Origin of the sequence: Sphingopyxis sp. Geo25 (genome assembly GCF_949769135.1) — a bacterium.
GTDB lineage: Bacteria > Pseudomonadota > Alphaproteobacteria > Sphingomonadales > Sphingomonadaceae > Sphingopyxis.
The window spans coordinates 835001-848470 of record NZ_CATKOZ010000001.1; the positions used below are offsets into that span (position 1 = coordinate 835001).

At 63.2% G+C, this 13470-nt stretch carries 12 protein-coding genes; 6 read left to right on the forward strand and 6 right to left on the reverse strand.

Annotated features, from left to right (window positions below; genetic code table 11):
* Positions 1-62: 62 nt before the first annotated feature.
* The gene (locus QOL68_RS04240) at positions 63-206 is read left to right on the forward strand and encodes a hypothetical protein (protein WP_282947229.1); all 144 of its coding nucleotides are present in this window, start codon (positions 63-65) and stop codon (positions 204-206) included.
* A 3-nt stretch (positions 207-209) separates the two neighbouring features.
* Here the strand turns inward: QOL68_RS04240 and QOL68_RS04245 are convergent, their stop codons facing one another.
* Positions 210-2111 carry a potassium transporter Kup gene (locus QOL68_RS04245; RefSeq protein WP_282947231.1) on the reverse strand — a complete coding sequence of 634 codons (1902 nt, stop codon included), beginning with the start codon at positions 2109-2111 and terminating at the stop codon, positions 210-212.
* A 220-nt stretch (positions 2112-2331) separates the two neighbouring features.
* Here QOL68_RS04245 and QOL68_RS04250 point away from each other — a divergent pair, with 220 nt between their 5' ends.
* The gene (locus QOL68_RS04250) at positions 2332-2634 is read left to right on the forward strand and encodes a hypothetical protein (protein ID WP_282947233.1); all 303 of its coding nucleotides are present in this window, start codon (positions 2332-2334) and stop codon (positions 2632-2634) included.
* 153 nt (positions 2635-2787) lie between these two features.
* Positions 2788-3606 carry a TorF family putative porin gene (locus QOL68_RS04255; protein ID WP_282947235.1) on the forward strand — a complete coding sequence of 273 codons (819 nt, stop codon included), beginning with the start codon at positions 2788-2790 and terminating at the stop codon, positions 3604-3606.
* A 137-nt stretch (positions 3607-3743) separates the two neighbouring features.
* Here QOL68_RS04255 and QOL68_RS04260 read toward each other — a convergent pair whose 3' ends face one another.
* From QOL68_RS04260 to QOL68_RS04275, 4 genes are read right to left on the reverse strand one after another with little or no spacing between them, the layout of a single operon-like run.
* Entirely contained in the window at positions 3744-4994 is a 1251-nt protein-coding gene (locus QOL68_RS04260) for an acetyl-CoA C-acetyltransferase (RefSeq protein ID WP_282947237.1), read from the reverse strand.
* A gap of 17 nt (positions 4995-5011) precedes the next feature.
* Entirely contained in the window at positions 5012-6217 is a 1206-nt protein-coding gene (locus tag QOL68_RS04265) for an acyl-CoA dehydrogenase family protein (protein ID WP_282947239.1), read from the reverse strand.
* Positions 6214-7308: an acyl-CoA dehydrogenase family protein gene (locus tag QOL68_RS04270; protein ID WP_282947241.1), complete on the reverse strand. Its 1095-nt coding sequence runs from the start codon at positions 7306-7308 to the stop codon at positions 6214-6216. Before QOL68_RS04270 ends, QOL68_RS04265 begins: the two co-directional genes overlap by 4 nt.
* A 59-nt stretch (positions 7309-7367) precedes the next feature.
* The gene (locus QOL68_RS04275) at positions 7368-8168 is read right to left on the reverse strand and encodes an enoyl-CoA hydratase/isomerase family protein (protein ID WP_282947243.1); all 801 of its coding nucleotides are present in this window, start codon (positions 8166-8168) and stop codon (positions 7368-7370) included.
* Positions 8169-8271: 103 nt separating this feature from the next.
* Here QOL68_RS04275 and QOL68_RS04280 point away from each other — a divergent pair, with 103 nt between their 5' ends.
* The gene (locus tag QOL68_RS04280; RefSeq protein ID WP_282947245.1) at positions 8272-9363 is read left to right on the forward strand and encodes an acyl-CoA dehydrogenase family protein; all 1092 of its coding nucleotides are present in this window, start codon (positions 8272-8274) and stop codon (positions 9361-9363) included.
* A 1-nt stretch (position 9364) separates the two neighbouring features.
* A complete protein-coding gene (locus QOL68_RS04285; RefSeq protein WP_282947247.1) occupies positions 9365-10588 on the forward strand; it encodes an acyl-CoA dehydrogenase family protein in 1224 nt (407 codons plus the stop codon).
* 32 nt (positions 10589-10620) lie between these two features.
* Here QOL68_RS04285 and QOL68_RS04290 read toward each other — a convergent pair whose 3' ends face one another.
* A complete protein-coding gene (locus QOL68_RS04290; protein WP_204993909.1) occupies positions 10621-12108 on the reverse strand; it encodes a class I adenylate-forming enzyme family protein in 1488 nt (495 codons plus the stop codon).
* Between the two features lie 75 nt (positions 12109-12183).
* Between QOL68_RS04290 and QOL68_RS04295 the strand changes: the two genes are divergently transcribed.
* Positions 12184-13470 carry an FAS1-like dehydratase domain-containing protein gene (locus QOL68_RS04295; RefSeq protein ID WP_282947251.1) on the forward strand — a complete coding sequence of 429 codons (1287 nt, stop codon included), beginning with the start codon at positions 12184-12186 and terminating at the stop codon, positions 13468-13470.

Below are 13470 nucleotides of genomic sequence, written 5' to 3' on the forward strand. Positions count from 1 at the left end.
TCTATGCGGTCAGGGCTTTCCCGCTCTCGAATTCAAATGGCCGGATCGCCTAAATGCATCCCATGAACAGAAAAGAAATCGAGTCCCCGTCGGGCACGCGCGAGCGGGTCGTCGACTGGCTTGGCGCCCAGGGACCGCTGCTGCTGAGCGTCTATATTTGCAGTATCGTGGCGCTTGTCGCCTTTGTCGCCGAAATGGTCGGGTGACTGTCAGATCTCGACCTGCGATCCGAGCTCGACCACGCGATTGCTTGGAAGCTTGAAGAATTCCATCGGGCTTTCGGCGTTCTGGACCATCCAGGCGAAGAGCTTCTCGCGCCAGATGGCCATGCCCGGCTTGCTGGAGGCGATCAGTGTCTGGCGGCTGAGAAAATAGCTGGTCTCGAAGCCGTTGATCGGGCCGCCTGCGCCATCGAAAGCGCTTAGCGCGGCCGGGATATCGACATCCTCCATGAAGCCGTGCCGCAATCGCACGCGATAAAAGCCTTCGCCCGAAGCGATTACGCTGACGCCTTCTTCCGGCGGAAGGTGCGGCACGTCGTCGGTGACGACTGTCAGGATGATCACACGTTCGTGCAGGACCTTGTTGTGCTTCACATTGTGCAGCAGCGACGGCGGCACGCCATCCACCGAAGAGGAAAGGAATATCGCCGTTCCGGGGACGCGCTTGACCGAGGTTGCGGTGGCTTTGACGAACAGGTCGAGATCCATCGCGCCGAGCTGGAGGTAGCGCCGCATGATCTTGCGTCCGGTCGACCAGGTGGTGAGCAGGACGAACGCAGTCGCCGCGACGAGAAGGGGAAACCAGCCGCCGTCGGGAATCTTTGTCACATTCGATGCGAAATAGGCGCCATCGATCAAGAGGAAGAGGCCCGTCACGCCGCCGGCAAGCAAGGGATGCCAGCGCCAGACCTTGAACGTCAATATGCCGAGCATGCAGGCGGTGAGAACCATCGTTCCGGTAACCGCGATGCCGTAGGCCGCGGCAAGGTTGCTCGAACTGCGGAAGCCCAGCACAAGCGCGATGACGAGCACGAGCAGCGTCCAGTTGACGAACGGCACATACACTTGTCCGACGGTCGAAGCGCTCGTGTGGAGAATCCGCAGGCGGGGAAGGAAGCCGAGCTGAACGGCCTGCCGCGTGACCGAGAAGGCCCCCGAAATGACCGCCTGGCTGGCGATGATGGTGGCTAGCGTCGCGAGGACGACAAGAGGAAGTCGCGCCCATTCGGGTGCGAGCAGGAAGAAGGGATTGGCTACCGCAGCCGGATTGTCGATGAGCAGCGCGCCCTGGCCCATATAGTTGAGCATGAGGCAGGGGAGCGCTGCGTAAAGCCATGCGATGCTGATCGCCTTGCGCCCGAAATGCCCCATGTCGGCATAGAGCGCCTCGGCGCCTGTCACTGCGAGAACTACCGAGCCGAGTGCCAGAAAGGCCAGTTGCGGATCGAGCGTGAAAAAGCGCAATGCCCAGATCGGGTTGACGATTTCGAGTATCTCGGGATGACGAACGATATTGGAGACGCCGAGCACGGCCAGAACGAGGAAATAGATCGCCATTACGGGACCAAATAATGCTCCGACCCTTTCTGTGCCGCGTCGCTGGATCAGAAACAAGCCCAGAAGGATAACCATCGCGATCGGCAGGACGAACTGTCCGAGCGAATTCTCGACGACCGTCAGCCCCTCGACTGCTGAAAGCACCGAGATGGCGGGGGTGATGATCGCGTCGCCATAGAAAAGCGCGGTTGCAAGCACGCCGAGCATGGCGATCGCGGGCGTCCAGCGGTTTTCACCAAGGGTGCGGGAAATGAGTGCAAGAAGCGCCATGCTCCCGCCCTCTCCATCATTGTCGGCGCGCATGACGATGAAGACATATTTGACCGTGACGATCAGCGTCATCGTCCAGAAGATCAGCGAGAGCACGCCATAAATATGGACATGATCGACAGTCAGCGGATGGTGGCCGACGAAGCTTTCCTTCAAGGCATAGAGCGGGGAGGTGCCGATATCGCCGAAGACCACGCCGAGCGCACCGAGCGCCAATGTCGAAAGACGCGCTTTCGCATGGGTGCCGGTCCCGGTTTCGGCATCGCCGCTCTTCGTGCTCATCACGCCCCCCATAGTATCTCAACACGTCGGCAATGACATGGATCGGCATATATTCTCCATGTTGGAAGAGCGAATTTTGCATATGAATTACATATGATTCACCAACAGCTCTTGGGTTTTCCGGCCGATCATATGCAATCTCAACGCCGGACGGGGTTTCTCTATCTCGATTTCCTACGCAGCCATGCGTAATTGAACGGCCTCCTTCTGGAGGTCTGACATGAAGAAATGGCATGAAACGCTCGCTGCCAACTTCGGCCTGCGGGCCGGCGGCGTCGCACTTCTGGTACTGGGTTGGTCGGTTGCCGTCCGGCTTCATCAGATGGCGCTGGCCACATCGCCCCGCGAGCCGCCGTCGTTCATGATGCTTCTCGCTGCGATCGTCTTCCTGTGCGGCAGCGGCGGCAGCGCGCTCCTGTTCGTCGGACCCGGCTTGTGGGAGACCCTCGAGGTTTCGGAGCGCTGGAGGCGTTTGCCGATGTCTTCTTTCGACTCTCCGGACGGGTTCGACCGCGATATGTGACCATGCGCGCAGGATTGAAATCCGCCGGATCGCATAATGAAAACACTATGCAATCGGGGCTTTGCCGCTCTCGATTTTCAACGTGGCTTCAATCTAGTGGGGCGTCCTCGCGAGCTTCCGCCATTTGCGGCGAAGCGCTTTCAAGAGGACGATATGAAAAGCATCATCACGGTCATCGCCATCACGGCGGGATTCTTGCCCGTTGCCGCTGGGGCTCAGGAAGAGGAAAAACAGGCGGTCACCATCTCGGGGTCGGCAACGCTCGCTTCCGATTACCGCTTCCGCGGCGTGTCGCAATCCGACAAGGAAATGGCGATACAGGGCGGACTGACTGTGACGCATGAAAGCGGCCTCTATGCTGGCGTCTGGGGCTCCAATCTCTCCGGCTGGGGCACGTTCGGCGGCGCCAATATGGAGCTCGATCTGATCGGCGGATACAAGGCGTCGATCGCGGACAATACGACGCTCGATGTCGGACTGGTCTGGTACATGTATCCGGGCGGCGCCGACGACTCCGACTTCGCGGAGCCCTATGTGAAGCTGATGGGGACCACAGGGCCGGCGACGCTCACGGCTGGTGTTGCATATGCGCCCAAGCAATATGCGCTTGCGAATGTATCGGCGGCGCCGAACAGTCGCGGACAGAGCGAGGATAATCTCTATCTTTGGAGTGACGGCGCCGTCGCGATCGGCGGAACCCCGCTGACGGCCAAGGCGCACATCGGCTATTCGGACGGCAATCCGGGTCTCGGACCCAACGGCACGAGTGTCGCGCCGACCGGCCGCTATTGGGACTGGTCGCTCGGGGTCGACGCGACTTGGCGCAACCTGACGCTCAATCTCTCTTACGTCGATACCGACATCAGCAGATCCGACGCGGCGCGCCTGCAGCCCAATTTCAGCAAGGGGCTGGATGGCACTGGCTCCATCGCCGATGCCGCCGTCGTGGCGAGCGTTACGGCATCCTTCTGACAGCAAGGGCTTCGGATGGCTGATCGCCGTCCGAAGCCTTGATCAGATGGCGGTTCATTCTGTGGCTAAACTCCGCTTGCGCGGCCGAACGAAACAGAGCGAAATGTCGTGAAACTTCGCCTCGAAGCGAAACATCCTCAGATCCGCTCGATGATGATGGCTGGAGCCATGCCGCCCGCAGCGCACATGGTGACGAGGCCGTAGCGGCCCCCCGAACGTTCGAGTTCGTCGAGCGCGGTGCCGATCAGGATGGATCCCGTCGCGCCGATCGGGTGTCCGAGCGCCATCGCGCCGCCGTTGATGTTGACCTTTTCGCGATCGAGATCGAGGTCGCGAATGAACTTCTCGGCGACGACGGCAAAGGCCTCGTTGATTTCCCAGACGTCGATATCATCCTTCGTCAGTCCGGCCTTTTCGAGCACTTTATTTGCCGCCGGAACCGGCGCGTTGAGCATCAGCGTCGGATCGTCGCCGACATTGGCATAGGCGACGACGCGGGCGCGGGGTTTCAGCCCGTGCTTGTCGGCATAGTCTTTCGACGTCAGCAGGATCGCCGCGGCCCCGTCGACGACGCCCGAGCTGTTGCCTGCATGATGAATGCCCTCCCATTCGAGGCCCGGATAGACGCGCTGGATCTGCTTGGCGAACGTCACGCCGCCGCCAAGGTCGAAATCCTTGAGCGCGCCGAAGCTCGCCTTGAGCCCGGCGAGCCCTTCGGCGGTCGTTTCGGGGCGCGGGAATTCCTCGCGGTCGAGCGCAACGCTGCCGTCGGGATTGAGGACCGGGACCACCGACTTGTCGAAGCGGCCTTCGGCAATCGCAACGGCGGCGCGCTTCTGGCTTTCGAGCGCCAGGGCATCGACAGCCTCGCGGCTGATGCCCTCGCGAGCGGCGATCGCGTCGGCGCAGACGCCCTGGTGCGACTGGGGATGGATCGCATCGAGCGCGGCATGGCCCGATCCCATGCCGAGCGGCTTGATCCCGGCATTGGCTTCCTCGGCGGCGAGGGTTGCCGTATAGCTCATCATCTCGGTACCGCCGGCGATGACGCAGTCTTCCATGCCCGACATGACGGTCGCTGCGGCGAAGTTCACCGTGCTGATGCCGCCGCCGCAGAAGCGGTCGAGCGTGGTTCCCGATGCCTTGGTGTCATAGCCGGCCGAAAGCGCCGCCATGCGGCCGAGATCACCCCCCTGCTTGCCCTTCTGGGTCGATGTCGACCAGATGATGTCGTCGACCGTCGCGGTATCGAGATTGTTGCGGTCGCGGATCGCGGCGAGAACGGTCGCGGCGAGATGCTGGGGATGCAGATGCGACAAGGCGCCCTTGCCAGGCTTGCCGATCCCGCGCGGGGTACGGACGGCATCGATGATATAGGCTTCGGTCATGGCGTGAATCCTTGTGGTCAGGCGGGGATCTGGTTGAAGGGGACGCCCTTGTCGGGGCGATGGTCCTGCGGCAGGCCGAGGATTTTCTCGGCGATGGTGTTGAGCAGCATCTCGTCGGCGCCGCCCGCGATGCGGCCGGTGGGCGCGTTGATCCAGCTCGACGTCCAATCCTCCTTTTGCGAGGCGTGGTCGTCGAAGGCGAAGCCGTCGTTGCCCTGAAGGTCGATCGCGAGTTCGGACAGCTTCTGGCGCGACCGCACCGACACCAGCTTGTTGAGCGAGCCCTCGGGGCCCGGGACCATACCCGCCTGCATCATCGCCATCGCGCGCGCGGTGATCGAATTGAGACCGTTCCGCATCGCATAGTTACGCGCGATCTGCTGCCGGATGCGGCCGTCGGCGATCGCGGGCTTGCCATTGAGATTTATGTCCCTGGCAAGCGCGACGAACAGGTCGAGATGTGGGCCGAAGCCGCCGCTGTCGGTCGCGACATAGCGTTCGATCATCAGCGTCGCCATCGCGACCGCAAAGCCGCCACCAACGGGCGACATGCGGTGATCGTCGTCGACCTTCACATCGTCGAAGAACACCTCGTTGACGTGGCTGTCGCCACCCGCAAGCCTGATCGGACGCACGGTGACGCCGGGCGCTTTCATGTCGACCCAAAAATAGGTGAGTCCCTTGTGTTTTGGCACATTCGGGTCGGTGCGGACGACGATGACGCCATAATCGCTATATTGCGCCCAGCTCGTCCAGACCTTTTGCCCGTTGATTTTCCAGCCGTTGCCGTCGGGTTCGGCCTTGGTCCGCAGCCCGGCGAGATCGGATCCGCCTGCGGGTTCCGAAAAGAGCTGGCACCAGATTTCCTCGCCGCGCAGCGCCTTCAGCACGCGCTCCTTCACAAAGGCCTTGTCTTCGCCGAACTGCATCAGGATCGGCACCGGCATGCCGAGCGAGATGCCGAAATAGGCGTTGGGGAAGCCGTGCTTCATTTCCTCGCTGTCGAAGGTCACCTTCTCGAGATGCCCGAGCCCCTGACCGCCATATTCGACCGGCCAGTTGATGCCCGCGTAGCCAGCTTCGAACTTTTCGGCCTGATAGCGGCGGGCGAGGGCAAGGTCGTCGGCTTCGGACAGGCCTTTGCGCGCTGCTTTGCCGAACGCTGGCACCATCGATTCGAGCCAGGTGGCAGCCCTGGCGCGATAGGCTTCGAGATCGCTCATGCCGCTTCTCCCGTCAGGCGGTCGACCAGTATATCTTCCCAGAACAGCCCGTTGCCCTGTTCGATCGCGAGGCTGCGCGCGCGGCGCATGTGGAGGTGAAGTCCGATTTCCCAGGTCACGCCGATGCCGCCATGGATCTGGATGCAATCGCGGGCGGCGGTGTCATAAGCCTCGGTCGCCGACAGGCGCGCCGCAGCCGCGGCGATGATGAAATCATCTTTGCCTTCGCGCGACGCGGCATGAATGCAGTTCGCGCGCGCCAGTTCGACCAAACCGTAAAGTTCGGCGATGCGATGCTTGACCGACTGGAAGGCGCCGATGACCTGGCCGAAGGCGCGGCGTGTGAGCGCATAGTCGCGCGCGATTTCCATCATCGCCTCGGCGCCCCCCGTCTGTTCGTGCGCGGTAATGACCGCTTGGAGCGAGAGGATGTGGAGCGCGGCTTCGCGCGCTGCGCCGTCGATGGCCAGCGGCTGCGCCGGTATATCGGTGAAACCAAGGTGGGCGTAGCAGCGGCTGTTGTCGAAGCCGCCGATGGCGCTGCGCTCGACATCGGAAAGTTCGGCCACGACGAGAACCGGACCCAGGGCTCCCATGGCGTAGACCACCGCGATGTCGGCGACGAGGCCGCCGGTAACCCCGGCCGCCCGCCCGCTGATCCGGCCATCGGCAAAGCGGATTGCCGGATAGGCGGGCAGGGGATCGGAGCCCGACGCAAAGGCGACGACGCCGACGATTTCGCCGCTGGCAAGCGCGGGCAGCCAGCGCGTCTTTTGCTCGTCCGACCCGTAAAGTTCGATCGCTTTGGCGCAGCCGAAACCCGAAGTCAGGAAAGGCGCGCCGCTCAGGGTACGGCCCGCCTGATGCGCGATCAGGCCGAGCTCAACGAGGCCCAGTGCAAGCCCGCCATATTCCTCCGGCAATGCGAGGGCGGTCCAGCCCTGTTCCTTGGCAGTGTTCCAGAATCCCTCGTGATAGCGGCCGGTCATCTCGAGCAGTGGCAACAACTCGTCCTTGTTCATCCGCGCTTCGAGCACGCGGCGCGATTCGGTTGCGATCGCCTGCTGGCCTTCGTCATACAAAATCGACATGCGTGTCCAATCCCTCGCTTTTTAGTAGGTCTATTTCTCGGTCCGACGCGACGCTGCCGCTAGCGGATCGTGAATATCTTGGCCTTGTCGGCCATCAGCGCCGCGCGGTTCACCTGCGGCACGCCGACCGGGTTGCCGATCTGGCAATATTTAAGCCCCTGCTGGAGTGCGACGCTGCGCGGCAGGTCGAGCGATTCCCATATCGCCTTGACCGAACCGGCGGTCGCTGCCGGGGGTTTCGCCGCGATGGCCGTCGCCAGTTCGTGGGCGCGCGGCCACAGGTCGTCCAGCGTCGTGATTTCGCTCACCAGTCCGATGCGCAGCGCGGTCCCGGCGCCGATGCGCTCGTCATTGCCGAGCAACACCATCCGCAGCACGTCGTGCAGCGGCATGTGATACGTCATGCCGATCGGCTCGAGCGCGCTCGTCATGCCATAGGTAACGTGTGGGTCGAAGAAGGTCGCTTCCTCGGAACAGATGATGATGTCGCTCTCGTTGAGCCAGTAAAAGGCGCCGCCCGCCGCCATGCCGTGCACCGCGGCGATCACCGGCTTCCAGCAGTTCATCGACTTGGGCCCAAGGTAATTGCCGGGGTCTTCGCAGTGCCAGATGTTGGCGAGGTCGACGACGGTGCCGCCGGGCTTCTGCGATTCCTTGACGTCGACCCCGGTGCACCACGCCTTGCCCGGCGCGGCGCGTAGCACGCAGCAATGGACATCGTCCTCGCGCGCGATCCACTTCCACAGATGTTCGAATTCGTCCATCATCTGCTTGGTGAAGCTGTTCATCGCCTCGGGCCGGTTGAGGGTGATCGTAGCGATATGACCGGCGACATCGACCAGAATGGTTTCATACTGCATGGGCGGGGCTTCCTCTCCGGCCGTTCTCATTCGGTTTTCTCATGGTTGACCTAGTTATACAACTCGCTATGACACAGACCACAACAAGAGGGCAAGGCCTGCGATGAATTTCGACCTTAGCGATGAACAGAAAATGCTCGGCGAGCAAGCGCGGTCGCTTCTGGCCGATATGTCGTCGTTCGACCGTCTGCGAACGCTGATCGACTCGGGCGCCGAATGGGACGAGCCGTTGTGGCGCGCGCTCGCCGACATGGGCTTCCTCGGTGCTGCGATTCCCGAAGAGCACGGCGGGCTCGGCCTTGGCGCGCTCGACCTTGGCGTGATCATGGAAGCGCTCGGCGCTGCGAATGCTGCGGTGCCGTTCATGAGTTCGATCATCCTGGGAGCCGAGGCGATCCGCCTCGCTGGAAGCGAGGCGCAGAAGGCGGCGTGGCTTCCCAAGCTGGCGAGCGGCGATGCGCTCGCGACCTTCGCCTATGCCGAGGGGCCGGGGCCGGTCTTTGCGACGGGCGCATCGCTCGCGGGCGGGCGCCTTTCGGGAGGTAAGTCTCCGGTCGCCGACGCCGGCATCGCCGATATCGCGGTCGTTCTCGTCGCGGGAGGCAGCTTTGCGCTGGTCGAATTGGATCAGCCCGGCGTGACGCGGACGAAGCTCGACAGCTTTGACCAGCTCCGCCCGCACTACCGCCTCGATTTCGCCGACGCCGTGGCGGAGGCAATGCCGGGAGCGGGCAAACTCGACCGGCTGATCGACCATGCGGCGGTGCTTGCGGCGTTCGAAGCCGTGGGAGCGTCCGACGCCTGCCTTCGCATGGCGCGCGACTATGCAATGGAACGCCAGATGTTCGGACGCCCGCTCGCGGGGTATCAGGCTATCAAACACAAGCTCTCCGATGTCGCGGTGGCGACCGAACTCGCGCGCTCCAATGCCTATTTTGGCGGTTGGGCAGCCGAGTCTTCGCCCGACGATCTGCCGGCAGCGGCGGCGGCGGCGCGCCTGTCGGGCATCAAATGCTTCGAACTCGCGGCGCGCGAGAATCTGCAGGTGCACGGCGGCATCGGCTATACCTTCGAGGCGAACTGCCATTTCTATTACCGGCGCGAGCGCATGCTCAGCGTGCATCTCGGCAACCGCGGCTTCTGGGCCGACCGGTTGCTGAATGCGCAGCCGGGCAGCCAAGTGAAAGCGGCGTAAGATGGATTTCAACGACAGCTCCGAAGAAGCCGCCTTCCGCTCGCAAGCGCGCGATTGGCTCGCTGCGCATGCCCCTGCGCACGAGCTGACGCCGGGTGAAAAAATACCCGACACCGAAGAGGCCGATCGTGGCCGGGCGTGGATGCGCGCGCTTTACGAGGGCGGCTGGTCGGGCCTGACCTTTCCCAAGGCGCTCGGTGGGCGCGGCCTGTCGGGCGCGGAGGCGGTGATCTTCGCAGAGGAAGAGGGCAAATATCACCTGCCCAAGGGGCCTTTCACTTCGATCGGCACCGGCATGGCGCTGCCCGTGATCGCGAAACACGGCACGGACGCACAGCGCGCGCGCTTTATCGAAGCGACGCTTAAGGGCGACCTGACCTGGTGCCAGCTCTTCTCCGAGCCTGCCGCGGGCTCGGACCTCGCGGCGCTGCGCACCAAGGCGGTGCGTGCCGATGACGGCAGCGGCGACTGGATCGTCAACGGCCAGAAGGTCTGGTCAAGCTGGGCGCATTTGACGGACTGGGGCATCCTGGTCGTGCGGACCGACCCAACCTTGCCCAAGCATAAGGGGCTGACCTTCTTCGTCATCGACATGAAGACGCCGGGAATCGAGACGCGCCCGATCCGCCAGATTTCGGGTGCGAGCGAGTTCAACGAAACCTTTCTCACCGACGTCCGCATCCCCGACGCCAACCGCATCGGTGCTGAGGGCGAGGGCTGGGCCTGCTGCATGACCGTCTTGATGGGCGAACGCCTCGGCTCGGGAGCGCATCGCAGCGGGATCGGGCCTTTGCTCGATTATGCCGCGGCGACCCCCGATGGCCATGGCGGTACGATGCTCGATGACCGTGCGGTACGCCAGCAACTTGCCGAAGCGCTCGCCGAGGAACAGGGCGAACGATTCTTTCAGGCGCGGCTGCGGACCATGGTCTCCAAAGGCGAAAATCCCGGCGCACTCGCGGGGATGGTAAAGCTTGCCTATGCGGGGCGCTACCAGAAGACCAATGGCCTCGCGCTCGAGCTGCGCGGGCTCGCGGGCATTGCCCCCGAAGCGGGCGACACCGCGACCGGTGACGTTCAGTATGATTATATCTATTCGACCGTGATGCGCATCGCAGGCGGCGCCGACGAGGTGCTGCGCAACCAGATCGCCGAACGCGTTCTGGGGATGCCGGGCGAAGTGCGAATGGACAAGGATGTGCCATTCGAGACGTTGAGGGGGTAATTTGTCGCCCTCTCCTTTGGGGAGGGGACGGGCTAGGCCGCCCGTCGCCGCTCCGCCGCGGCCTTCGCCAGCGGGGCAGCCAGATCCTTCTTCAAGATCTTCCCGTTCGGATTGAGCGGCATCGTGTCCATCACCACCAGCGTCCGCGGAACCTTGTTGTCGCCCAGATGCTCCCTGCAAAAGGCGATGATCTCGTCGCCTGTCGCGGCCTGGCCGGGGCGAAGCGTCACCGCCGCCGCAATATCCTCGCCCAGCACCTCGTGCGGCACGCCGACGACCGCGGCCTGCTGGACCGCCGGGTGCAGATGCAGCACGGTCTCGATCTCGAGCGGCGTGATGTTGTAGCCGCCGCGGATGATCAACTCTTTCGACCGGCCGGCCATGATCAGGTCGCCATCTTCATCCACGTAGCCGAGGTCGCCGGTCTTGGTCCAGCCGCCCTTGAAGCTCTCGGCGGTCGCCTCTGCGTCGTTCCAGTAGCGACGCGGGTGCTTCTGCCAGCCGAAGATTTCACCGACGACATTTGGCTCGGATATGACATTGCCCGCCTCGTCACGAATCTGCATATGCGCCGGCAGCTTGCCGACGCAGCCGGGCTTCAGCACCTGCTCCTGGCTGGTCGTGCCCAGCCCGACCCCGCCTTCGGACATGCCGTAACTGTTGCGGATGCGCAGGTGCGGCCACAGTTCGGCCGCGCGTTTCACCGAATCGTGCGGAAGCGGCGCGGTGCCGGTCATCAGATATTTGACCCCCGCCATGTCGTAGTCGGCGACGTCGGGATGATCGAGCACGAGACGCAGCATCGATGGCACCAAATAGATCAGGTTCGGGCGCTTTTGCCTCGCCAGCTCGAGGAAGCCCTTGGGATCGAACTTCGGCTGGGTGATCGCGGTCGCGCCACCGCGCGCGGGGAGCATCACGATGCCGATATTGCCGCCGGAGCCGGTGAGCGGCAATGCGTTCAGGGTCGAGCGCGAGCGGTCCTGATTATAGCCGGTGACCCCGGTCATCAGGTCGGGATGCGAGACGACGACACCCTTGATCTTGCCCGTCGTGCCTGACGTGCCGAGGATTTCGGCATCGGCGTTGGGGTCGAGGCTGGCCTGATCGGGAAGCGCGGACAGGTCGCGCGGCATTGCGTCGACATGCCAGCAGCCGTCGAGTTCCAGATCCTTCACCAACTCGGGGGCGTCGGTCAGACAGAAGCGCGGTTCGCATAGAGCCGCATAGTCGGAGATCTCGCGCGGGTTGAGACGCGTGTTGATCGGGCAGGCGATCCCGCCCGCGCGGAACACCGCAAACACCGCGATCGCCATTTCGACCGCGCGTGCATTGCTGATCGGCAGGAACACGCGGTCGCCGGGAACGAGGCCCGCTGCGGCGAGGCCGCCGCCGATCTCGTCGGCCTCGCGATCCCATTCGGCGAAGCTGATCTGGCGCCGTGTATCGTCGTGCGCGATCTCGCTCGCCTGATGCTGCGCACGCACCTTCAAAGCATCGCTGATGCGGCGAACTTCCATTACGGCACTATCCCCTTGCTTCGCTATTGGGGATGTATTACCTAGTTATACAACTGGTGACAAGGGAGATATGCGATGGCCGAGGCGAAAAACGACATCAAGGAAAGCGAAGAGTGGCAGAAGGCCGTCGCCTACGAGATTACCGACGCAGACATAGAGCGGCAGCGCAAGCTGTTGGGGTTCGACCAGGCGGCGAAGACGCGCGAATATATCCAGGTCGCGACCGAGGATAATATCCGCAACTTCGCGCACGGTATCGGCGACGACAACCCGCTCTATACCGATCCGCACTATGCGAAGAAGACCCGTTGGGGCAGCGTCATCGCGCCCGGGATGATGGCGGGCGTCATCAACCGGCCGATGCTGGGCGACCCCGTTCCCGACGAGATCAAGGCGCTCCGCAAGAGTCTGTTCAAGGGCATCCACGTCTTCGTGTCGGGCTCGCAATGGGATTTCTATCGCCCGATCTATCCGGGCGATACAATCTACAGCTTCAACGGCGACGAGACCTGCGAGGTCAAGCAGTCCGAATTCGCTGGGCGTTCGGTGATCGGCGTGCGCCGCGACGTGAAGATCAACCAGCGCGGCGAGGTCGTCGCGGTCTATCGCATCCTGCGCGTACTGACCGAGCGCAAGACCGCCGCCAAGAAGGGCAAATATTCGTCGATCGAGCCCGCGACCTACACCGACGAGGAAATGCAGGCGATTGAGGATATCTATGCCGCCGAACGCGTCCAGGGCGCCGAAAAGCGCTGGTTCGAAAGCGTCGAGAAGGGTGATTCGCTGGGGCTGCAGGCCAAGGGTCCGCTGACCGTCACGGACGTGATCTGCTTCCATGCCGGCGGTTACGGCTTCGTGCCCTATGCGCCGACCGCTAACCGCCTCGCGCACAAGAACCGCCAGCGCATCCCGGCCTTCTATGTGAAGAATGAATATGGCATTCCCGACGTCGCGCAGCGGCTGCACTGGGACCCGACCTGGGCGCAGGCGATCGGCAATCCGATGGCCTATGACTATGGAGTCATGCGCGAAAATTACCTGTGGCAATATCTCAGCGACTGGGCCGGCGACGATGCCGTCATCACCCACATTCACGACGAGATCCGCAAGTTCAACTATATGGGCGACGTCCAGCGCGTGACCGGCGAAGTGCTCGCGAAACGGGAGGAGGGCGGCCAGAGTTTCGTCGACGTGGCGGTGAAATTCACCAACCAGCGCGACGAGGAAACCGTGCGCGCGACCGCGACGATCGCATTGCCGAGCAAGTCCCGCCCGCTACCGCTTTATCCCGCCGTGCCCGACGACCTCGCGGAAAAGGCAGTGCGCATGCTGGCGCGCCACCGCGAACTTGGCGGGGATTGA